The 21,187-nt window shown below is 65.2% G+C and carries 17 protein-coding genes and 1 other RNA gene; 5 read left to right on the forward strand and 13 right to left on the reverse strand.

What is annotated here, in order from left to right:
- Positions 1-100: 100 nt before the first annotated feature.
- The 5 genes from malQ to SZ63_RS10220 are packed head-to-tail and all read right to left on the reverse strand — an operon-like array spanning position 101 to position 8,522.
- Positions 101-1,597, reverse strand: coding sequence for a 4-alpha-glucanotransferase (malQ, locus tag SZ63_RS10200; RefSeq protein ID WP_048185009.1), 1,497 nt, complete (start codon positions 1,595-1,597; stop codon positions 101-103).
- A 13-nt stretch (positions 1,598-1,610) separates the two neighbouring features.
- On the reverse strand, positions 1,611-3,989 hold the full coding sequence (locus SZ63_RS10205; RefSeq protein ID WP_048185012.1) for a DUF3536 domain-containing protein: 2,379 nt from the start codon (positions 3,987-3,989) through the stop codon (positions 1,611-1,613).
- Between the two features lie 3 nt (positions 3,990-3,992).
- Positions 3,993-5,945, reverse strand: a complete 1,953-nt coding sequence (gene glgB / locus SZ63_RS10210) for a 1,4-alpha-glucan branching protein GlgB (protein WP_241481319.1) — start codon at positions 5,943-5,945, stop codon at positions 3,993-3,995.
- Positions 5,926-7,095: a glycosyltransferase family 4 protein gene (locus SZ63_RS10215; RefSeq protein ID WP_048185018.1), complete on the reverse strand. Its 1,170-nt coding sequence runs from the start codon at positions 7,093-7,095 to the stop codon at positions 5,926-5,928. Before SZ63_RS10215 ends, glgB begins: the two co-directional genes overlap by 20 nt.
- Entirely contained in the window at positions 7,077-8,522 is a 1,446-nt protein-coding gene (locus SZ63_RS10220; protein WP_048185021.1) for a glycoside hydrolase family 57 protein, read from the reverse strand. Before SZ63_RS10220 ends, SZ63_RS10215 begins: the two co-directional genes overlap by 19 nt.
- 265 nt (positions 8,523-8,787) lie before the next feature.
- On the opposite strand from SZ63_RS10220, the gene SZ63_RS10225 reads away from it, so the two are divergent.
- The gene (locus SZ63_RS10225; protein ID WP_048185023.1) at positions 8,788-11,088 is read left to right on the forward strand and encodes an Orn/Lys/Arg family decarboxylase; all 2,301 of its coding nucleotides are present in this window, start codon (positions 8,788-8,790) and stop codon (positions 11,086-11,088) included.
- Between the two features lie 142 nt (positions 11,089-11,230).
- On the opposite strand, the gene gltA is transcribed toward SZ63_RS10225, so the two are convergent.
- Both gltA and SZ63_RS10235 read right to left on the reverse strand, forming a co-directional pair.
- A complete protein-coding gene (gene gltA / locus SZ63_RS10230; protein ID WP_048185269.1) occupies positions 11,231-12,574 on the reverse strand; it encodes an NADPH-dependent glutamate synthase in 1,344 nt (447 codons plus the stop codon).
- On the reverse strand, positions 12,567-13,427 hold the full coding sequence (locus SZ63_RS10235; protein WP_082122753.1) for a sulfide/dihydroorotate dehydrogenase-like FAD/NAD-binding protein: 861 nt from the start codon (positions 13,425-13,427) through the stop codon (positions 12,567-12,569). The genes gltA and SZ63_RS10235 overlap by 8 nt, the downstream gene beginning before the upstream one ends.
- A gap of 180 nt (positions 13,428-13,607) precedes the next feature.
- Here SZ63_RS10235 and SZ63_RS13085 point away from each other — a divergent pair, with 180 nt between their 5' ends.
- Complete coding sequence (locus tag SZ63_RS13085; protein ID WP_169746323.1) at positions 13,608-13,784, forward strand: hypothetical protein; 177 nt, start codon at positions 13,608-13,610, stop codon at positions 13,782-13,784.
- A 7-nt stretch (positions 13,785-13,791) separates the two neighbouring features.
- Entirely contained in the window at positions 13,792-14,115 is a 324-nt protein-coding gene (locus SZ63_RS10240) for a YbjQ family protein (protein ID WP_048185030.1), read from the forward strand.
- A gap of 595 nt (positions 14,116-14,710) precedes the next feature.
- Here SZ63_RS10240 and arcS read toward each other — a convergent pair.
- The 4 genes from arcS to SZ63_RS10260 are packed head-to-tail and all read right to left on the reverse strand — an operon-like array spanning position 14,711 to position 18,945.
- Positions 14,711-16,345 (reverse strand): archaeosine synthase subunit alpha, encoded by a 1,635-nt coding sequence (gene arcS / locus SZ63_RS10245; protein ID WP_048185034.1) that lies wholly within the window; start codon positions 16,343-16,345, stop codon positions 14,711-14,713.
- Complete coding sequence (gene tgtA / locus SZ63_RS10250; protein WP_048185038.1) at positions 16,332-17,783, reverse strand: tRNA guanosine(15) transglycosylase TgtA; 1,452 nt, start codon at positions 17,781-17,783, stop codon at positions 16,332-16,334. The genes arcS and tgtA overlap by 14 nt, the downstream gene beginning before the upstream one ends.
- Before the next feature lie 5 nt (positions 17,784-17,788).
- Entirely contained in the window at positions 17,789-18,355 is a 567-nt protein-coding gene (locus SZ63_RS10255) for a TIGR00296 family protein (RefSeq protein WP_048185039.1), read from the reverse strand.
- A 29-nt stretch (positions 18,356-18,384) separates the two neighbouring features.
- The gene (locus SZ63_RS10260) at positions 18,385-18,945 is read right to left on the reverse strand and encodes a hypothetical protein (RefSeq protein ID WP_048185041.1); all 561 of its coding nucleotides are present in this window, start codon (positions 18,943-18,945) and stop codon (positions 18,385-18,387) included.
- A 170-nt stretch (positions 18,946-19,115) separates the two neighbouring features.
- On the opposite strand from SZ63_RS10260, the gene rnpB reads away from it, so the two are divergent.
- Positions 19,116-19,457: RNase P RNA component (rnpB, locus tag SZ63_RS12495), an RNA gene on the forward strand.
- Positions 19,458-19,501: 44 nt separating this feature from the next.
- Here the strand turns inward: rnpB and SZ63_RS10265 are convergent.
- Positions 19,502-19,762, reverse strand: a complete 261-nt coding sequence (locus SZ63_RS10265; protein ID WP_048185043.1) for a hypothetical protein — start codon at positions 19,760-19,762, stop codon at positions 19,502-19,504.
- Positions 19,763-19,847: 85 nt separating this feature from the next.
- Between SZ63_RS10265 and SZ63_RS10270 the strand changes: the two genes are divergently transcribed.
- Positions 19,848-20,402, forward strand: coding sequence for a CBS domain-containing protein (locus SZ63_RS10270; RefSeq protein ID WP_048185045.1), 555 nt, complete (start codon positions 19,848-19,850; stop codon positions 20,400-20,402).
- 2 nt (positions 20,403-20,404) lie between these two features.
- Here the strand turns inward: SZ63_RS10270 and tpiA are convergent, their stop codons facing one another.
- Positions 20,405-21,073: a triose-phosphate isomerase gene (gene tpiA, locus SZ63_RS10275; protein ID WP_048185048.1), complete on the reverse strand. Its 669-nt coding sequence runs from the start codon at positions 21,071-21,073 to the stop codon at positions 20,405-20,407.
- Positions 21,074-21,187: the final 114 nt, after the last annotated feature.

Below are 21,187 nucleotides of genomic sequence, written 5' to 3' on the forward strand. Positions count from 1 at the left end.
CCACCCCCCTGCGTGGCGATACCAACTGGAAAGCCGTACATGGGAATCACAAGAACAACGTTTCATGCCGCAATACTCACCGCCGATTCCCCGCCTTCCTTCACCCCCTCCCGTAGATCCCCGTCACCTCGGCGAACTCCCGCATGCTCTCTTCCCCTGCCTGGTCGGGCCGGAGCCGCCACTCCCAGTTCCCCTCCGTCGTGCCCGGGCGGTTCATCCGCGCCTCCTCCCCGAGACCGAGGATGTCCTGCATCGGGACGATGACGGTATCGGCGGGGGAGAGCATCGCGAGACGGATGAGGATCCGGTGTATCTCATCGCCGCTCACCGGTCCCCCGATGTAGCGGAACAGGAGGTTTTTCTGGTCGTCGGGGACCTCGCGCCCGAACCACCCCCGGACGGTGTTGTTGTCGTGCGTCCCCGTGTAGGCGACGGAACCTTCCGTGATGTTGTGGGGCGCATGGGGGTTCTGCGCGACGTCGCCGGAGAAGCCGAAGGTCAGGATCTTCATCCCCGGGAACCCGAAATACGCCATCATCTCGTGGACGTCGGGAGTGATGTGGCCGAGGTCTTCGGCGATGATGGGAAGGCACGACCTGCTCCGTGCAAGCAGGGTGAAGAGTTCCCTGCCGGGCGCGTCGACCCAGCGCCCGTTCCGTGCGGTCTCTTCACCGGCAGGCACCTCCCAGAACTGCACGAACCCCCGGAAGTGGTCGAGACGCAGCCGGTCGACGAGAGTGAGGGTGCGATCGATCCGGCTCTCCCACCACCCGAATCCCCGCTCCCGGTGCGCGTCCCAGTTGTAGACCGGGTTCCCCCAGAGCTGCCCGTCATCGCTGAACATATCCGGAGGCACGCCCGCGACGGCGGTCGGTTTCTTCTGCTCGTCGAGTTTGAAGAGCCCCGGGTTTGCCCAGAGGTCGACGCTGTCGTAGGTGAGGTAAAACGGGATGTCCCCGACGATCTGGAGATGGCGCATGCGGCAATGGTTCTTGAGCGTCTTCCACTGGCGGTCGAAGACGTACTGGAGGAACTTTTCCCGAAAGATCCGGTCGGCAAGTTCCGTGCCGTGCTTGTGCAGCGCCTCATCGTGCCGGTCCCGGATCCCTGCCGGCCAGTCTCCCCAGACCCTCCCGGAGAAACGCTCCCTGAGGGCCATGAAGATGGCATAGTCGTTGAGCCACGACGTGTTGTCGGCCGCGAAATCCTCGTAGCGAAAATCGGAGCCGCGTTCCTTGAACCGTTCGAACGCCGTATCGAAGAGGCCGTTCTTGTAGTCGAGAACCGCCCGGTAGTCGACCCGATCCGCAGGAAAGTCGGGCGGGTTTGCGATATCCTCCGGGGCGAGGAGACCGTCCGCGACCATCTGCTCGGGGCTGATGAGCCAGGTGTTTCCGGCGAACGCCGAGGTGCTCTGGTAGGGTGAGTTGGCGAACACCGGGCACGTCGGGTTGAGGGGGAGGATCTGCCAGTAGCGCTGCCCGGCACGGCTGATAAGATCCACGAACCGGTACGCCGCGGGCCCGAGATCGCCGATGCCGTACGGCGACGGAAGGGACGTGACATGCAGGAGAACCCCGCTGCTCCGCCGGTTCATGCCGGCCTCCTCCCTACGTCACCCGCACGCCGAGGCATGCCGCCGCCCTCCCGAAGGCTTCTGTCCATCGTTTTGCACCCCTGTCACCCCGGCCGGCACGCTCCCGCATCTCCGCATAATGCCCGCGCATCCCGACGCAGATGTTCTGGCTCTCCCACAGAGCGAGCGGTAAAGGAAATACCTTTGCACACCCGACGATGCGGGAGACCTCTTCGAGCGGAGCGGGATCATCCGGTCGGGCCGCTGCCGCCCGGAGAGCACGCGTAATCCGCCTGCTCGCCGCCTCCACGAGGGCCGCGAGCTCGGGCTCGATGCTCCCCGCCTGCATCTCCCCCGCGAGCGCGAAAAACCGTCCGGAGTCGGGGCACCCTTCGTTGATCATCGCGAGCAGCCGCTCGGCGCGGGCGTGCGCCAGAAGGCGGGCGGCAGCTCCCGGCACGGGGATCCCGAGGTCGTCGAGCACCCCGATCAGCGCCGCCGCTTCAAGGTAGACCCGAGAGACGGCGTCCCCGATCCCGGGCGCGATCTCGCGGGCGATCGCCCACCGCTCCTCTTCGGAGAGATCGGGCGCGGTGTAGACCCGGGAGAAGGTTCCGGATACCGCCCCGGCCGGATCGGTGCTCTCCCGGACCGCCTCGAGCGCCTCGCCGCTCCCGGGCTCGCGCACACCGAGGACGACCCGGTCAAGCCCGTCAAAGACCGCGGCCGCATCGAATAACGCCTCTTCCCCCGTCGCCCGCGACCGCACCCTGACGGTCCCGAGGATACGGCGTTCTTTCGCGTTCAAGCGGTACGGCCAGTCTCCGGCGACGTCGTACAAACCCGACGCAGCCGCGGGGTGCTCGAGGCCGAAGAGCGCGTAGAGAGCGATCCCGCCTGCAATCCGGGGGAGGTCGACCGCCGCCGGCAGGACAAGGGCATCGTAGACATCCGCGCCGGTCGCGTACCCCGGCTCGTTCACCGGCGCACGGCGGAGGATCTCGATGAACGCCGGTTCGAGATCGATCCCGAGAACCTGCCGGGCAAGATCCATCGCCCGCTTCGCGTGCCGCATCACCTGGACGCTCCCGGGCTCCGTGATGTCGTCGAAGAACCAGCCGCAGCTCGCCTGCATCAGCATCGCCTGCCGCTCAATCTCAAGGAGGGAGAGCGCCCGCCACCGGCCTTCGGCATCGATGCCGCCGGGTGCGTGCCGGGAGAAGAACGCCGCCACGCTCTCGTCCGACCACCGGCCGAGGACGAGACCGGCGGCGGCGTCGCGGGCCTCCGCGGGATCGCGGACGAGAGCCGCGATCGCCTCCTCCGACCGGGGGGCGAGAGCATCCCTGACCATGGCGATCGCCTCCCGGAGCGGGCACCGCCATGCCTGCGACCACCCCGGATGCGTCCCGCTGTGGCACCCGCACTCCCCGCGCCATCGCTCGATGCCGTGGGCGCAGCTCCACGACGTCTCCTCGCGGACGAGCGCCTCGTGCGTGGGCGGGTGAGCGGCGAGGTACTCGCCGTAGACCGTGAGGCGGATGTCGCGGCGCGCCTCGATTGCACGGAGACAGTAGGCGAGCGCCATCTCCCCGAACTCGCGGTGGTGGCCGTAAGTTTCCCCATCCGTCGCGATATGCACGAGTTCGGGACGGTCTCTTCCCCGGGAGAACGCGCCTATCAGCCGCCCGGCAAACCGCCGCCCGTCGAAGAGCAGGTCGCCGAACGCGACGTCGCGGGCGATTGCCCCGTCGTAGAAGAAGACCGCGATGCTCCGGCCGGAGGGGAGGCGGCAGAGGTAGGGCATCTTCGTCTCGACCCTGCCGCCGGAGACGTCCGTCCAGCCCTCTTCCCCGATCGCCCGCACGCCTGCGGCCTGGTGGGGGGCGAGGATGGTGTACCGGATGCCTGCTGCCGCCATCAGATCCAGCGACTCGAGATCGACCGCCGTCTCCGAAAGCCACATCCCTTCGGGCTCCCGGCCGAATCGTGACACAAAGTCGCGGATTCCCCAGGCAATCTGGGCCCGTTTGTCCCGCGGGGTTGCAAGCGGCATGATGACGTGGTTGTAGCAGCAGGCGATCGCGGACCCGTAGCCGCCGTAACGATCCCGGCTCTCGCGATCCGCATCAAGAATCGCACCGTAGACCTCCGGGCGATGCCGCGCGAGCCAGGCAAAGAGCGTCGGGGCGGCCGTGAAACTGATCCTTGAATAGGTGTTCACGATATCTTCGATCAGCCCGTCGGGATCGAGAATGCGTGCGGCGGTGTTCGGTGCGTAACACTCCGCGGTCACCCGCTCGTTCCAGTCGTGGTACGGCGCGGCGGAGCGCTGCACCCCGACCTCCCCGAGCCAGGGGTTCTCGCGCGGGGGCTGGTAGAAGTGACCGTGGATGCAGACGGCACGCTTCACTGGTCACGCCCCCTCGGGAAGAAAGACGACCACCCCGAGCGGGGGCAGGGTGAGCGGGAGCGAGCACGACCGGCCGTGTGCTGCAACCCGCTCCGCCTCCACACCGCCGAGGTTCCCGACACCGCTCCCGCCGTATTCTACCGCATCGCTGTTGAGCACCTCTTTCCAGAACCCGCCGAACGGGACGCCGACCCGGTAGTTGTAACGCGGCACCGGGGTGAAGTTGCAGACGACCAGGACGACGTCGTCGGCCGACCGCCCCCGCCGCAGGTAGCTGACAACGCTCTTCTCGACGTCCGAGAAGTCGACCCACTCGAACCCTGCCGGCTCGGCGTCCCGCTCGTGGAGGGCGGGCTCCCGCCGGTAGAGGCGGTTCAAGTCGGTAACCCACCGGAGGATCCCCTGGTGGGGGGCATACTGCAGGAGGTGCCACTCAAGCCCGGTCTCGTGGTTCCACTCCGACCACTGCCCGAACTCCCCGCCCATGAAGAGGAGTTTCTTGCCCGGGTGCGTGAACATATACCCATATAGGAGACGGAGGTTCGCCCGTTTCCGCCACTCGTCGCCGGGCATCTTCCCGACGAGCGCGCTCTTCTCGTGGACGACCTCGTCGTGCGAGAGGGGGAGGACATAACGCTCGGAGAACGCGTACCATATGCTGAACGTCAGGAGATCGGGCCGGTACTTCCGGAAGACCGGGTCGAGCGCGAAGTAGTCCAGCGCATCGTGCATCCAGCCCATGTTCCACTTCAGGTCGAACCCGAGCCCCCCGGTCGCGGTCGGGGCGGTCACCCCCGGCCATGCGGTCGCCTCTTCGGCGACGACGAGGACGTCCGGGAAGTTCGCGTGGACGGTGTCGTTCATCTTCCGCAGAAACGTCATCGCCTCGAGGTTCTCCCGCCCGCCGTAGACGTTCGGCGTCCACTCCCCGGCGCTCCGGGCATAGTCGAGGTAGAGCATCGAGGAGACCGCGTCGACCCGGAGACCGTCCGCGTGGTAGCGCTCGAGCCAGAAGACGGCGCTGCTGATGAGAAACGACCTGACCTCGTTCCTCGCGAGGTTGAAGACGTAACTCTTCCACTCCGGGTGGTAGCGCCGGCCCGGAAGAGCGTGCTCGTAGAGGTAGGTGCCGTCGAAGTAAGAGAGGCCGTAACCGTCGGAAGGGAAGTGGGACGGCACCCAGTCGAGGATCACCCCGATCCCGCGCAGGTGGAGGTGCTCGACGAGGTGCATGAAGTCCTGCGGGGTGCCGTACCTGCTCGTGGGGGCGAAGTAGCCGAGCGTCTGGTAGCCCCAGGAGGCGTAGAGGGGGTGCTCCATGACCGGGAGGAACTCGACGTGCGTGAAACCGGCCTCGAGCAGGTGGTCGGCGAGTTCGGTTGCAAGCTCCCGGTAGCTCGTGCACCGTCTCTCCCCCTCCGGCATCCGCCACGAACCGAGATGAACCTCGTAGACGGATATGGGGGCGTCCGGGGTGTTCGCCTCCTCCCGGCAGCGCATCCACGACCGGTCGCGCCAGGCATAGGAAAGATCCCAGACGACGGACGCGGTCTTCGGCGGAACCTCCCAGAAGCGGGCGAACGGGTCGCCCTTCTCCACGCAGTAATCGCGGTACCTGCTCCTGATCTGATACTTGTAGAGCGCCCCCTGGCCGAGTTCCGGGACGAAACCTTCCCAGATGCCGGAGTTGTCGCCCCGCGCCGCGAGCGGGTGTTCGCCCGCCTTCCACCCGTTGAAGTCCCCGATGACCGAGACCTCCGCGGCGTTCGGCGCCCAGACGGAAAAGAACGTCCCCTGCACGCCGTCGGCGACGGCGGGATGCGCTCCCAGCCTCTCGTAGAGGCGGGTGTGGTTCCCCTGCCGGAAGAGGTAGACGTCGTAGTCGGTGACGAGAGTCCCGGTCTTCGTGATATCGGGCAACGCCTGCTGCACGCTCTCACCCATCCCAGTCTTCATCACGGCCCGCCAGGGGGATGTCCCTGTAGACGCCGAGCATTCGTTCCGTGACGACGCTCCACCGGAACCTGTCCATCACCTTTCTGCGCCCGGCTTTCCCGAGCCTCTGCATGTAGGCCGGATCGTCGATGAGGTGGCAGACTCCCCAGGCGATCGAGTCCGACCGGACGGGAACCTTGATCCCGTTTTTGAAGTTATCGATATTCTCGGCGAGCCCCCCGACGTCGGTCGCGACGACGCAACGCTCCGCGCTCCAGGCCTCCGTGAGGACGAGCCCGAACGGCTCGTTCCTGCTCGGGATGGCGACGAGGTCGCAGGCATTCAGGAGCCGGACATGCTCCTCGTCGGAGACGTAGCCGAGGAACTGCACGGGAAGACCGTTCGCCGCCCCTTCCAGGTAACTGCGCATATCCCCGGTGCCGGCGAAGAGAAACTGCACGTCCCAGCGTTTGGCCAGGATCTCGGGTATGGCCTGCAGCAGGAGGTCGGGCCCCTTCTGGTAGGTGAGGCGCCCGACGAAGAGGACGACGGGCGCGAGCGGGTGGATGCCGTAGTGTTTCTTCACCTCGCCCGGATCGACCCGGGCGCGGTAGGCATCGGGATCGATTCCGTTCGGGATGACGGCGATCTTCCACTCGGGGATGTTGTAGAGCCACATCACCTCGGTCTTCGTCGAGTTGGAGACGGTCGTGACAGCCTTTGCGATGTAGCCCCCGTACCACTCCTTGCCCGATATCTCCTGGAACTCCCACCAGCCCCCGAAATTCCCCCCGTGCCGTCCGTACTCGGTGGAGTGGAATGAGAGAACGGTGTTCCTGTCGCGGAGAACGTGCATCGCCTCCACGAGATGCCAGTCGTGGAAATGGAGGATATCGAACGGCGGCGCGTCGTGAGCACGGAATGTGTCCACGAGCATGTTGCTCATCGTCCTGCAGTACTCGATGACGTTGTCGCCGTACGGCAGGCAGTAGTGGTAGTGCACGCCGTTGATCGTCGTATCGTCCCGTTCCCCCCGCGTGAAGAAGTGGACCTCGTGCCCCTTCAGGGCGAGACGCTCGGCGAGGTGGGTCGTCGCCGGCGCAAGGCCGCCCACCTTGAACGTGGAATGAAGCGATTCCCAGCAGAAGAACGCTATCTTAAGCGTTTCCATAGCCTTTCAATCCTCTTCTGTATCATCGATCGAAGTTCTGCACGGTCGGAGACGCCCGAAACCTTCTTCGCCAGATTTTCGTCGCCGATGACGAGGTCGATCCACCGGGAGAAATCTTCGCGCTCTACATGGTAGCGGATGACGTCGTCGGGGGCAAATTCGAGCATGTTCAGGAGTTCCTGCAGGCTGTGGGCGGCATAGCCGGCCGGCCGTTCGTGCGACGAGAAGTAGAACGCCTTCTCCGGCGGGACGCACCGGAGCGAGAGGACGGATTTCCGCGAGCGTGCGCCGGCTGCCGACCGTTCCTCGAGGTCGGAGAGAACCCGCATGAAGGAGGCGAAGTGGTCGTGGGTCGCCTGGTGGCTGACGGCGTGGAGCGGTTTCCCGCACGAAGCCGAGCGCATGGCCATTCTGCGGATATGGTCGGTATCGAGAAGGCACCGCCAGATGCCCCTGTCCGCGACCAGATCGCGGGCTTCCTCGAGCGCCTGAAGGGCGGACTGCTGCAGGATGGTTCTCTGCAGGCTCTCCGGTTTGGCCGTCTCCCCGATCTCCCCGTGCGCAGGGAAGTTTGCGGCATCCGATGGGCGCACGGTCTCTATCCCCTCCCCTGCGAGGGCGGCCGGGAGCGCCCGCAGGAACTCGAGGATGCCCGTCTCGGCCCCGATAGCGCCCCCGAAGACCCGGTAGTCGAGGAAGAGCGTGACGCAGTCGCCGGGGGATACGGAGAGCCACTCCGCATACCGGTCGGCCATGAGCGGCCATTTGTCCCATCCCCGCCAGGGAAACCGGACGGCGATATCGTCGGCGAGATCGCAGTGGGTAACGATGACGGGAAGATCGCGGTAGGTGTATGTGTAGTTCGGGTCTCTCTCGAGAGCCGGCCCCTCGCCCCCCTCGATGACGGCCGCCCTGATTCCGGCGTCATCGAGCACCTCCGCGGTGGCGGGGGTGATGGGATAATCGGTATGCGCAAACGTGGTCGGCACGACGGAGAAGTGTTCCTTCATCAGGTCGCGGTGCATGTGGAGTTCGGCCTCGAACTCCGCCATATCGGCAAACTGTCCGGCGACGCTGTGATAATAGGTCTGGGCGAGGACTTCGACGCTGGAATGGGTGGCCGCGACGGTGAGATGGTCGAGCATCTCCGGGTACCACTCTTCGAGGTGCTCCACGATCGCCCCGGAGATGCTGATGGCGCAGGTAAACCCGCTATCAAGCAGATCGAGGAGGATCTCCGTTGCCGGCCGAAAAGAACGCTCGATGACATCTCCCAGGCTTTCCTTCATATCCGGATTAAAGTACCTGTCTTTCGCGTCTTTCGTTCTCTTGACCGTACCTGGCCGAAATCCGGGATTGAGGTAACAGGGATAGTGGATATCGAATCCCAGACAGACCTTTGGTGGATTTGAGCCCTCGCCTGTCATCGGGGGTAGATGGCCGTTTCCGTATATAAATGTCGTCGGCTCCGGGGCACCATCGATCCTCTCCGTCTCTCCCGGCTCCGATGCACCGACGGCGTGCGGGCGCCGTTCCGGCAGCCCATCAGAGCGGCACCCTGCCCGGGACGGCGTGGAAATGGCTGGATCTCCCGTGATGACGATGGTTCGGCGGGAGGTCGGGATTGCCGTCGTCCGGGCCAAAAGGTTCTAAAGCGACCTCTCCCGATCACCCTCCGGGAAGTGTGACTGCATGGACTACCTGGAGGAGTTTCCCGTTATCGTCATCGACGACGAACTGCACTCGGATACCGCGGAAGGCCGGGCGTCGCGGGAGATCGTGAAAGAACTGAAAGAAGAGAACTTCCCCGTCATCGAGGCGCTGACCGCCCGGGACGGGGTTCACGCATTCCTCTCGCACCCCCACGCGAGTTGCATCGTCATCGACTGGGAACTCTCCCCCGAGGCCGCGGACGGCACGCTCACCGCCGCGGACCTCATCACTCTCATCCGGGAGAGGAACCCGAAGATCCCGATATTCTTGAACACCGAGAAACTGGCGATCTCCGCCATACCCCTCTCCGTCATATCCCGGATCGACGGCTACATCTGGAAACTCGAGGACACCCCCGGCTTCATCGCCGGCCACATCAAGCGGGCGGCAACGAACTACCTCGCCGACGTCCTCCCGCCCTTCTTCCGGGGGCTGATGGACTACGTCGAGGAATACCGCTACTCCTGGCACACGCCGGGGCACATGGGCGGCGTCGCGTTCCTCAAGAGCGCCGCAGGCCGGATCTTCTACAACTTCTTCGGGGAGAACGCTCTGCGGGCCGATCTCTCGGCCTCGGTGCAGGAACTCGGTTCGCTCCTGGAACATTCCGGCGTCGTCGGGGAGGCGGAGCGGAAGGCCGCGGAGGTCTTCGGGGCCGACCGCACCTACTTCGTCACCGGCGGCACGTCGGCCGCGAACAAGATCGTCTGGCTTTCGACCGTCACCGCCGGCGACGTCGTCCTGGTGGACCGGAACTGTCATGCGTCGGTGATGCACGCGATCGTCATGACCGGCGCCGTCCCGATCTACCTCATCCCGGCACGGAACGAGTACGGGATCATCGGGCCTGTCCGGAACAGCGAGTTCCATCCCGAGGTCGTCGCGGAGAAAGTCAGAAACTGCCCTCTCATCGACGATCCAGCGTCGCGGACGGTCAGGATGGCCGCGGTCACGAACTCTACCTATGACGGGATCTGCTACAGTGCGGAGAGGATCGAGGAGAACCTGCGGGAGACGGTTCCGTATATCCACTTCGACGAGGCGTGGTCGGGCTACGCCCGGTTCCACCCCCTCTACGCCGGAAGGTTCGGGATGCACGAGACGGATGCGGTCGGCCCGACGGTCTTTGCCACCCAGTCGACCCATAAGGTTCTCGCGGCATTCTCGCAGGGCTCGATGCTCCACGTCAGGCAGGGCCGGGGAGTTGTCGATCACCCGCGGTTCAACGAGGCGTTCATGATGCTCACCTCGACCTCCCCCCAGTACACCATCATTGCGTCGCTCGACGTCGCCGCTAGGATGATGGCCGGGCACTCGGGGCGGTTCCTCGTCGAGGAGGCGATCGAGGAGGCGATCGTCTTTCGAAAGAAGATGGTGACGGTGGCCGAAGAGATCCGGGCAGGCTCTTCCCCGCGGGAGGATTACTGGTGGTTCACCGTCTGGCAGCCCGACTGTATCATGGACGAGAAGACGGAGAGGGCGCTTCCGGAGGCGGACGATGCTCTCCTCCGGAACCATGCCGGCTGCTGGCTCCTGGAGCCCCACGATGCCTGGCACGGCTTTCCCGGCCTCGAGGAAGGCTACGCCATGCTCGACCCCATCAAGGTGACGATCCTCACCCCGGGGATTGGGCCGGGCGGGGAGATGGAGGAGCGGGGGATACCGGCGGCCGTCGTCACGAAGTACCTGCGGGAGAACGGGATCGTCGTCGAGAAGACTGGGTACTACTCGTTCCTGGTCCTCTTCACGCTCGGGATCACCAAGGGCAAGTCCGGGACGCTGCTCGCGGAACTCTTCCGGTTCAAGGCGCTCTACGACGGCAACAGCCCGCTCGAGGAGGTCTTCCCCGACCTGGTGCGCCAGCACCCCGCCCGGTTTTCCGGGCGGGGGCTCGCCGACCTCTGCCGGGAGATGCACGGCTACCTGCGGGACGAGTCGATCGCCGGGACGCTCAGAAACGTCTACGCGACGCTGCCGGAACCGGTGATGACGCCTGCGGAGGCCTACCGCCGCCTGGTGCGCGGCGAGGTGACGCCGGTGCCCGCGAGCGACATCGAGGGGAAGACGGTCGCGGTGATGGTCGTCCCCTACCCGCCCGGTATTCCCGTCATCATGCCGGGGGAGCGGTGCGGCCCGGCCACGCGGGCGATCGTCGGTTACCTCGTCTCGTCGCAGGAGTTCGACACCCTCTTCCCCGGATTCGAGAACGAGGTGCACGGGGTGGACGTCGTGGCAGAAGACGGGCAACGGGTCTACTACGTCTACTGCGTTACGGAGTGAGGGGGCCGGATGCTGGAGGGTTAGCAACGAGTCTCGCGTGGGTTAATGGTGCTCTCAAAAGAGTGTCTGCAGGGCGGGGTACGCCCTGATTGATCTCCGGCCGGTGAATCGGGACACCTGACGCCGGAGCCGTGGGAGAGTCTTACTCACCCTTCAGCATCGCGTCGATCGCCGCGGCCGCCTTCTTCGCCGAGCCCATCGCCTCGATCACCGTCGCGGCGCCGGTGGCGATGTCCCCGCCGGCGTAGACGTGGGGGATCGAGGTCCGGCCGTTCTCGTCGACGGCGACGTTGCCCTTCCGGCCGCGCTCGAGCCCCGGGATCAGGGAGACGAGGAGCGGGTTCGGGCTCGTGCCGATCGCCTGGATCACCATGTCCACGTCGAGGGTGAACTCGCTCCCCTCGATCGGTTCAGGCGACCGGCGGCCGCTTGCGTCGAGGCCGCAGAGGGACATCTTCACGCACTCGATCCCGGTGACGCACTGCTCTCCGATGATCCGGGTCGGGTTCGTGCAGGTGTAAAACTCGATCCCCTCCTCCTTCGCGTGCAGGACCTCGGCCCTCCGTGCCGGCATCTCCTCCTCGCCCCGCCGGTAGACGAGCGAGACCTTCGCACCCAGGCGGCGCGCCACCCGTGCGGAGTCCATCGCGACGTTGCCGCCGCCGATCACCGCCACCCGGGCGCCGTGTATGACCGGGGTGTCGTACTCCGGGAACGCCTCGGCGTGCATCAGGTTCACTCTCGTCAGGAACTCGTTTGCCGAGTAGACGCCGTTCAGGTTCTCCCCGGGGATGCCCATGAACGCGGGGAGCCCCGCGCCGGTCGCGAGGAAGATCGCGTCGTAAGCGAGGAGTTCGTCCACGCTGACGCTCCGGCCCACGAGGTGGTTCTTCTTTAAGCGAGCGCCGAGAGCGAGCACCTGGTCGATCTCCGCTCTGACGACGTCCTTCGGGAGCCGGAACGCGGGGATGCCGTAGGTCAGGACGCCGCCGGCCTCGTGGAGCGATTCATAGATCGTGACGGCGTGGCCGGCGCGGGCGAGCTCGGCCGCAGCCGTCAGCCCCGCCGGGCCGGAGCCCACGACCGCCACGCGCTTCCCGGTCGGCTTCGCCACGTCGGGGAGGGTGGGGTCGTTCGCCCGCTCCCAGTCGGCCACGAACCGCTCAAGCGCGCCGATCCGGATCGGGGTCTCCTTGTTGCCGAGGATGCAGACGCCCTCGCACTGGGTCTCCTGCGGGCAGACACGCCCGCAGATGGCGGGGAGCATGTTCTGCTCCTTGAGCGCCCGCGCGGCCGCGGGGAAGTCCCCCTCCGCGACGTGCCCGATGAACGCGGGGATGTCGATGCAGACAGGGCAGCCCTTCACGCAGAGCGGCTTCTTGCACTGGAGGCAGCGCTCCGCCTCGGCGACGGCCTCGGCAGGGGTGAGACCGCCGTCGACTTCCTTGAAGTCCTTAACCCGGACGTCGGCCGGCCGATCACTCATGGTGGTGGCCTCCTTCGCCGCACCGGCACCGGTGCTCCGCAAACCGCTCGAGCGAGGCCTTCTCCTGCCCGGTGTAGATCCGCTGCCGCTGCATCAGTTCGGCGAAGTCGACCTGGTGGGCGTCGAACTCGGGGCCGTCGACGCAGGCGAACTTCGTCTCTCCCCCGACGGTCACCCGGCAGGAGCCGCACATCCCCGTCCCGTCGACCATGATCGGGTTGAGGCTCACGTAGGTCTTCACGCCGTAGGGCACCGTCGCGCCGGAGGTGACCTTCATCATGATGGCGGGGCCGATGATCCAGACCCGGTCGATCTTCCTCTCTTCAAGCAGTTTCTTCAGGACGTCGGCCGCAAACCCGTGGACGCCCTTGCTCCCGTCGTCGGTCGTGATGTAGAGCTCGTCGCAGATCTCCTCCATCTCGTCCTCCAGGATGAGGAGATCGGCGTTCCGCGCACCGATGATCCCGATGACGTAGTTGCCCGCACTTTTCAGCTCCTTTGCGATGAGGGGGGTGCTCGCGATCCCCACCCCGCCGCCGATGACGCAGCAGGTGCCGTAGTTCTCGATCTCGCTCGGCTTGCCGAGCGGCCCCACGACGTCGCTGATGCTGTCGCCCGCGCCGAGCGTCGCAAGTTCCTCGGTCGTCTTGCCGACGGTCATGAAGATCACCCGGACGGTGTCTCCCCTGACCGCGGAGATGGTGAGCGGTATCCGCTCGCCTGCCTCGTGCAGGCGCAGGATAACAAACTGGCCCGCCCGTGCGTGCTGCGCCACCTGCGGCGCACGTATCCAGTATTCGTAAACCCGGTCGGCGAGTTTCGTCGCCAATTCTATCTTATACAACCGCTTCACTCCTGATGATGTTAATTTTCATGACGTCAAAACGCATCTAACGCTTCGTACATATTGTGGCTCCAGCCTCTTTACTGCAGCTCCTCTACCTTGAACCGTACCCCATGATCGACCGGAGCGAAGATGGGTGCGGAGTAAAAAACACGAACGGTTATCCGTTGATCCGTCACAGGAATAGGTATGCGGAGCCAGGTACTCTGGGGTATTGTCCTGACCGCCATCGGTGCGGCGATCACGATCATCGCGGTCCTGGGGCTCCCGTTCCTCCTCCTCTACAGTATCCCGCTCATCGCGATCGGCGTTGCGCTGATCATCTGGCGGGGGCGCGAGGAGAGCATCGAAGCAATCAGGGAGTGAACCGAATATGATACTGACGACGACTGAAGAAGTGCCGGGCTACGCCGTGGGAGAGGTTCTCGGCGTGGTCTTTGGAAACACGGTAAGGACGAAGAACGTAGGAAAAGACGTCATGGCCGGGCTCAAGAGCCTGGTCGGCGGAGAACTCGAGGAATATACCGCCATGCTCGCCGATGCCCGGACCGAGGCGTACAACCGGATGGTCAATTCCGCGCGCGACCTCGGGGCCGATGCGGTGGTGAACGTCCGGTTCACGACGTCCCAGACGATGGCGACGGCGGCGGAACTTCTTGCCTACGGGACGGCGGTGAAGCTCGTCCCGAGGAAGTAGGGGTTTTTCGGGGTTTTTGGCGGCGGGGGAGACTGTCGTTCTTTTTTTGTTTGGGATTTGCAATACAGATTTGAGGCCGCGGGTTTCGAAAACGTGTTTGCCCTCTTGATGGGAATTAGAATTCTTGCTACTCCCGTGTGTCTGTAACACGGATTTCCATCGGCTATCGCCATGACTGCCCCCGCCCCCCGGGGCGGGGGAGGAGGCCGAAGGCCGGGTGGGGTGGGGGCACAGGTGTAGTCTTCTGGGGTAGAGACAGGGGAGGGGGGATGCTCCCCCCTCCCCGTCAGCCCCACAGCGAAACCCTTCAGGTTTCTCGAACTCCGCTCCTCGAAGCCTGATGGCTTCTCAAACTCCCGTCCTGCGGACGGTCGTTCTCCGGAGCGTCGTTCCCCCAATGGCGATATGCGACTGGCCGAAGGGCAGGAGCACGAGCACCGAAGGTGCGCAGGCCACCACGGTCCACTGTACCGGGCTCTATACTCGCTTGACAGTGTTACCTGATGTCACAGACACGAAAGGCGACGCCCTTGACGATTCCAAATTTGAGCGCCACAAAAAATAAGCCCAGGGGGAACCGAACCCCCGGTCCCCCTCACTCCCCGAGCTTCTTCACCTTCCGCACCCTGATCGCGACCCCGCGCTTCGACCGGAGCATCTCGTCCGCGCCCATCGTTGCCCGGCCGGTCGCGATCGCGAGCGGGCCTTCGACCAGCACCTCGTCGCCTTCCCGAATCCGGGGGTCGCATGCCGTGATCCCCGGGGCGAGGACGTCGCCCTGCGGCACGAACGAATCTATCCTGACCCGGTAGCCCTCCGGGATCAGGTCCCAGCCCTCGAACGTCGGGCGGAAGAGCCCGGTCCCCGCGTCGATGCTGAAGAGCTGCTGTTTCCCGCGGAGGACCGCCATCTGCATGCTCCTCCCCCGGAGCTGGAGGCCCTTTGTGTTGATATCGGTCGCGAACTGCCAGGAGACCGTGCCGCGGATGGTGTCGGTCTGCATCCGCCGCTCGCCTTCGAGGGCGGCATCCAGGGCATGCAGTGACCCCGGCGCCGTCGGGTGCCCCTTGCAGGTCACCTCGAGGTCGATCCCGCAGGCTTCCGCCGCCATCTCCGCAACCGTGAGCGCCCCGCCTTCGAGGTGCGCGATCACCCGCCGGTAGGGGTGGGCGGCGAAGTAACGGGTAAGGATATCGGCGATGAAGGCGCACTCCTCGCGGTCCCAGTAGCCGGTCACCGGCACGTCGTAATGGCCCGCCGGGTAGACCCGCTCGAGTTCTCTCGGCACGAGGCCGAGGGGCGAGGTGACGATCAGTTCGTGCGCCCGCCGGTTCACGGTGTTCACGAAGAGCCGATGGCTCCGGGAGAGCGAGTAGGGCTTCCGCGCCGAGCAGGGAAGGAGGACCGCGACGTCCGTCCGGGTCGGGACGAACCGCTCGATCACCCGGTCGGCGAACCGCCGGACTTCCGCCCGGTTCTGCGACTCGGCCGTGTTTGCCCGCATCGGCACTGCCCGCGCCACCGGGAGGGAGCGCTCCATAAATGCGTAGTTGCGGTCGAGGAACCGGAGGATGCCGACCTGCGCGGCGTCCGTGCGGCACCGGGCCTCCATCAGCTCCCGGAGCCTCCCCGCCTCGACGTAGTGCCGCACGAGGGCAATCTCGCGGTCGAGCGCGAGACGGTTGTGCCGCGCGAGGTCGCCCTCCCGGCAGCCCTCGCACCCGCAGACCCCGGTCTCCATCATCGACGCGGGGAACTCGCCTTCGGAGAGGCAGAACTTCTTCTGCGCGGAGGCGAGGTCGACCCCCCGGTAGTCGAAGAGGTCGAAGCCCGAGTAGACGAGGAGGCAGGCGGTCGAGGGGAGCGCCGCGGCCGGGGCGTACCACGCGGTGTCCGGAGGGAGTTTCTCTTTCAAAGCGGCAAGCCATCCCGCGTAGTTCCGGGGGTTCTTCTCCGCCGTGTGCCAGTTCGCGACCATGACGCAGTCGCCGGACTCCGCCGAGGCGGCGAGCGGGTGGACGGCCACCGGCTGCCCCTCGCCGGGACTGAAGTAGTTCTGCACGAACGCCGGGTCGATGGCGAGCGGGACGTTCGAGAGTGCCCGTTCGCGGAGCGTGGGGAAGAGGGCGTCCGTATCGAGGGCGGCGGGGAGGGATACGCTCGCCTCTTCGTACTCGTAGGTTCCTATCCGGGCGAGGCCGTCGCGCTTCTGCGCCTCATACCTGCTCATGGAGCACCTCCGCATCCGGAACCTCTTCAAGCACGAGGCGTGCCCACTCCTCGCCGCACCGGACGGCAAACCGGCTCTCCGGGTGCGCCTCCATCAGCGCCCGGATGCCCGCGCACCCCGACCGGACCATATCGTCGTCCCACTCCGGGACCTCGCTCTGGCCTACCGGGAAGGTCTCCGCGAGTTCCACGGGGTAGGGGCCGAAGGGCGGCTTGAAGTTCAGGACGGTGTCGAACCCGGGCGCTCCCTGCCCGTCGAACGAGACGAGCACCCGCTCGCCGACGGGGATGCGGGGGATGACCTCGTGGAACCGGAGCACCTCCGTTCGCCGGCAGGTCTCCGAGCCCCGGTAGAAGAACCGGCGTTTGGAGACGGGATCGTCGCGTTCGAGTTCTGCAGCATGAGCGAGGAGTTCCCGGTAGCCGTCAAGCAGGCGCGGGTGGCTCCGGCACCGCTCGTCGACGAGTTCCCAGAGTGTTCCGTCCTGGATCGCCTGCCGGATGCGGGCGATCTCCGCAAGAGTGACATGCAGGTTGTGGAGGGCGAGCAGCCGCTCCCGGTCGTCGGATTTCCGGAGTTCGTCGGCGGTCATCGAGCGGCAGACCCGGCAGGCGCAGGGGAGTTCCGCGAGTTCGTCGATCTTGAGGCTCCCATGCGGGGTGATGTAGCGCCCTTCCCGGGCGAAGAGGGCGTATGCGGCCGAGTCGAAGAGGTCGCAGCCCATTGCGACGGCGAGGGCGAACATCGACGGGTGGCCTGCACCGAAGAGGTGGACGGCGGTCGCCGGGGAGAGGCCGCGTTTCGCCGCAAGGACGACCTGCACGAGTTCTTTGTAGCGGTAACTTTCCATCAGGGGCACCACGGCTCCGATGGGAGCGAAAGTGAAGTCGAGGTCCCGGACGGCCCGGCCCGCCTCCTCGCGGAGGTCGGTGAAGATGCCGCCCTGTACCGGCGCTGCCAGGTTCGCGTCGGGGAAGAGAGCCTGTGCCTCGCGGATCCGCTCCATCGTGACCGCGAGTTCCCGTGCCGCCCTCTCCCGGCCCGCATCGGGCGGGGTGGGAATGTCCAGGGGGACGACGATGTCGCTTCCTATCGCCTGCTGGAACTCGAGCGTGTCCCGGTTGCTCACCTCGACCTCCCCGTAGACGGAGAGCTGGAACGATCCCGAGTCGGTCATGATGACGCCGTCGAAGTCGAGGACGCCATGAAGCCCTTCCGCGAGCGCCCGGTCGTGGAACTCGGTGCTCCGCCTGAATATGTAGGCGTTCGTGATCAGCGCCTCGACGCCCATCTCCCGCATCTCGCGGGGAGTTATCAGGGGGAGATGGGGGTTGACGACGGGGAGGAGTGCGGGCGTCCGGACCGTTTTATCGTTCACCCGGAGTTTGCCGACCCTGCCCGCGATATCTTTGTGTATGACTTCAAAAGTAATTGCCATTCGGATTAAACCGCCTTTTCTTCGAATATCTGCCCCTCGAACGTTTGCACGGCGACGTCGCCGCGTTTCCAGCATCCGGGCGAAAGCCCGGCCTTGATGCAGGTCTGGTCGAGGAACTCCCTGCTGCCCCAGCCATACTCGGTCGGGACCTGCGGGAGGAGGAGACCCCCGGTCCCGAGGCCGCTGACGATCAGGCCGTGCTTCCCGACCTCGACGTGGTCGGGGCGCTCCTGTGGCGGGCAGTCGAGTTGCCGGGGAAGCGTGAGCACCGTCACCTCGAGGTCGAGGTCGCAGAGTTCCGACCGCGATACCGGGGGAAAACGGGGGTCCTCGAGAGCCGCCGATGCTGCCGCTTCAAGGATCGCGTCGCCGAGCGGCCTTATCGGGTACGGGAGGCCGATGCATCCTCGGAGATGCCCCTGCCGCTTGATCGTGACGAAGACGCCGCGTTTCTCCCCAAAAACCTCTGGGAGATCGGGCAGCACCATCCGTTCGCCGTCGACGGCTTTCTCGATGGCTTTGCGTGCCAGACGAACTGCCGTTCTGCCTTCTTCCGGGGTCAGCATTTCCATCAAAATGGGTTGTATGATATTGAATACTTTTAGTCTTTCTCGGGAGAAGAGGGAGCGTGAGCAACGGCCGGCCCGGTGATGGAGCAGGGTGCATTGCCCTCGGGGCGCACCAGAACGGTCAGGGACTCGCCCGCGGGGATCGGCCGGTCGAGACGGAGCCGGATCGTGCACTCTTCCCCGGCACCGAGGAGGTTATCGCCCCGGGGCGTTGCCGCCGACCACGTCCCCGGTTCCGGAAGGGTGTCTCCGGACGGGGCGAGTATCTCAAGATACGTCCCTGCCATGACCGTCACCGTGGCCCGGGCAAGGTCGACCGGATCGCCTTCCCCGGTGTGGGCGACGCGGACGGCGACGATATCGACGAAGGTGCCGGAGAGCCCCGGAACCGACGAGGAGCCGGTGACCTCCCCGACCGGTTCAAGATACGGTTCGCCTGCGGCAAAGACAGGGTATCCATCCGAATCGCGCGAGAAACTGCCGTCCATACCGCTCGCCCCGTACGAGATGAGCGAGAAGAGTGTCGTGACGGCGACGAACGCCGCAAAGATTGCCGCAAGCTCCAGGTGTGTGTGAACTTCGCTTCCCCCCATGGTAACGCCAATGGTAAGACCCCGGAACCGGCATATAAATCTATCTGTGTTTCCGGTATGCGCGGCCGATCCGGAAACGCCCGTAGAATGGTTCTGATTCCGGCGGCTCCGGATGAACCCGGGCGAAGCACCCGTACGGGTATATACTCCCGTGGTGAAGTATTATATGGGAGAGGGAGAGTGCGGCCGACGGTGGCACACCCTGTGCTGCTGAGGAAAGTCCTCCCACCGGCCAGACACGCAGCCGCATGCAAGTGCGGGTGGCGAGAGTCACGGCAATGACACAGAAACGACACGGCCCGCCGTCAGTGATGAAACGATCGAGCCCCCGTCCGGGGGCGAGCGGCGCGGGTTTCCGCGCAACTCGTTGAACGCAGCGGCGGGAAACGATGAAACGGTGAATCCCTGCGGGTGCAAGCCAGAATCGGGCGTATGGATCGTCTGGTATCCGCCCAGGTATGGCGCGTAGCTGAATGCCGCACCGAACAGAAGGAGGCTTACTCCTCCCACTCTTCACAACATGCTGAGCTCTTTTGAATGAAACCGTTATAGAACCTCATCCACTCCGTGGTTTCAGTTCAATCTCTTCAAACGTCACGACGTGCGAATCGAAGACATCGCCCCGTTCGTTTGTGTATAACTGGACGAAGATCTCGGCGGGTGTGTTCTCCATGGATACGACGTCGGCGTGTTCCGCCCGGATTTCGAACCCGAGGGACTCCAGTTCGCTCCGGACGGCGTCCCGGGTGTGGTAGGTCGAGAGGATATCCCTGATCTTCGCAAGGACGGTCTGCTGTTCTTCCTCCGTTACGGCCATACCCTCTCATGCGCCCGGGGGTATATTAACCTCTCCAGTGCCTACAGGCAAATATATATGTAAAAAAATTACCTATAGTAATAAGATGGAGATACCCACCCCGGCGGAACTGCGGGAAAAACGGCTTCGAATGGGCTTAAAGCAGGCCGATGTGGCCCGTATGGCCGGAATCAGCCAGTCCATGGTCGCGCGGATCGAGGCGGGCAGCGTGGACCCGAGGGTGAGCACGCTCGCCAAGATCGTGGACGTCCTGCGGGCGGCGGAGCACTCGGCAGTCACGGCGGCCGACGTGATGCACACCCCCGTGCTCTCCGTCGCCCCGGACGATCCCGTCGGCCGTGCCGTCGAGATCATGGGTAAAAACGGTATCTCCCAGCTGCCGGTGCTCGAGAAGGAGGTGCCCGTCGGGTGCATCTCCGAGTCGGCGATCATGAACGCCATGGAGGAGGGAGGACTCCACCAGACGCACCGGAAACTGGTGCGGGACTACCTGGAACCCGGGTTCCCGACGGTTCCCCCGACGGCGCCGATCGACACGGTCGTCCACCTCCTGCACCACAGCCACGCGGTCGTCGTCATCGAGAAGGGGAAGGTGCAGGGCGTGATCACCAAGCACGACCTGATATCGTTGATCACCTGATTTTAGAGCAGCGAGACCAGGTCCCGGAGGACCGCTTCGGGATCGTCGGCCTTGACCACGCTTGAGGCGAGGAGAACACCGCATGTCCCGAGGTCGACGGCGATCTTCACGCACTCGCCCGACTGGATGCCCGCCCCGGTCAGGACGTTCACGTCCGGGTTCACCGCCCGGACGGCGTTGACCGACCGCTCGATGATCCCCGGGTCGGCCTTCGAGACCGAGACCCCGCTCCCGATCAGCTCCGGGGGCTCGATTGCCACGTAGTCGGGCCGGAGCGCTGCGGCGGCGGCGCTCGTCGCGTCGTTGTTCGTGCAGACGACCGTCTCGAGGTGGAGCCTCCGGGCGCTCTCGACGCAGGCGCCGATATCGGCCAGGGTGAGGCGGCGCTCGGAGTGGTTGATCAGGGTGCCGCGTGCGCCCGCCGACCGGACGGCTTCGGGGAGAATATGGCCGGTATGGGCGCCTGGGGTAATCGCGTCGATATGCTGGGCGTAGACCGGTATCGCGTAGTGGTGGCTCATCGGGTGGAGCTCGGTGAAGGCCGGCGCGATGCCGATGACGGCTCCGCTCTCTTTTGCCACGATCTCGGCCGCAGCGGCGATCCGGTGAGCGTTGCTGCCCATACCCTCCTGATAGGTCTTGAGATTGACCAGAACGAACGGGGAATCCATATTCATCACGTCTGCCTGATAGGTTGCTCCTCTTGATATTAACTCTGATGCTGGTGGCGTTCCAGGTAAGGAAACGCACGGCCCGGCGTTCAAGGAGCGTGAAGATAGAATCTA

Origin of the sequence: Methanoculleus sediminis, assembly GCF_001017125.1 — an archaeon.
GTDB lineage: Archaea > Halobacteriota > Methanomicrobia > Methanomicrobiales > Methanoculleaceae > Methanoculleus > Methanoculleus sediminis.

What these genes read in the sequence shown, in the direction of transcription:
- malQ (WP_048185009.1), bottom strand. Translation starts at nt 1,597, where the DNA reads ATGAACCGGCGGAGCAGCGGGGTTCTCCTGCATGTCACGTCCCTTCCG.
- glgB (WP_241481319.1), bottom strand. Translation starts at nt 5,945, where the DNA reads ATGAAGACTGGGATGGGTGAGAGCGTGCAGCAGGCGTTGCCCGATATC.
- SZ63_RS10215 (WP_048185018.1), bottom strand. Translation starts at nt 7,095, where the DNA reads ATGGAAACGCTTAAGATAGCGTTCTTCTGCTGGGAATCGCTTCATTCC.
- SZ63_RS10220 (WP_048185021.1), bottom strand. Translation starts at nt 8,522, where the DNA reads ATGACAGGCGAGGGCTCAAATCCACCAAAGGTCTGTCTGGGATTCGAT.
- SZ63_RS10225 (WP_048185023.1), top strand. Translation starts at nt 8,788, where the DNA reads ATGGACTACCTGGAGGAGTTTCCCGTTATCGTCATCGACGACGAACTG.
- gltA (WP_048185269.1), bottom strand. Translation starts at nt 12,574, where the DNA reads ATGAGTGATCGGCCGGCCGACGTCCGGGTTAAGGACTTCAAGGAAGTC.
- SZ63_RS13085 (WP_169746323.1), top strand. Translation starts at nt 13,608, where the DNA reads ATGCGGAGCCAGGTACTCTGGGGTATTGTCCTGACCGCCATCGGTGCG.
- SZ63_RS10240 (WP_048185030.1), top strand. Translation starts at nt 13,792, where the DNA reads ATGATACTGACGACGACTGAAGAAGTGCCGGGCTACGCCGTGGGAGAG.
- arcS (WP_048185034.1), bottom strand. Translation starts at nt 16,345, where the DNA reads ATGAGCAGGTATGAGGCGCAGAAGCGCGACGGCCTCGCCCGGATAGGA.
- tgtA (WP_048185038.1), bottom strand. Translation starts at nt 17,783, where the DNA reads ATGGCAATTACTTTTGAAGTCATACACAAAGATATCGCGGGCAGGGTC.
- SZ63_RS10255 (WP_048185039.1), bottom strand. Translation starts at nt 18,355, where the DNA reads ATGGAAATGCTGACCCCGGAAGAAGGCAGAACGGCAGTTCGTCTGGCA.
- SZ63_RS10260 (WP_048185041.1), bottom strand. Translation starts at nt 18,945, where the DNA reads ATGGGGGGAAGCGAAGTTCACACACACCTGGAGCTTGCGGCAATCTTT.
- SZ63_RS10265 (WP_048185043.1), bottom strand. Translation starts at nt 19,762, where the DNA reads ATGGCCGTAACGGAGGAAGAACAGCAGACCGTCCTTGCGAAGATCAGG.
- SZ63_RS10270 (WP_048185045.1), top strand. Translation starts at nt 19,848, where the DNA reads ATGGAGATACCCACCCCGGCGGAACTGCGGGAAAAACGGCTTCGAATG.
- tpiA (WP_048185048.1), bottom strand. Translation starts at nt 21,073, where the DNA reads ATGGATTCCCCGTTCGTTCTGGTCAATCTCAAGACCTATCAGGAGGGT.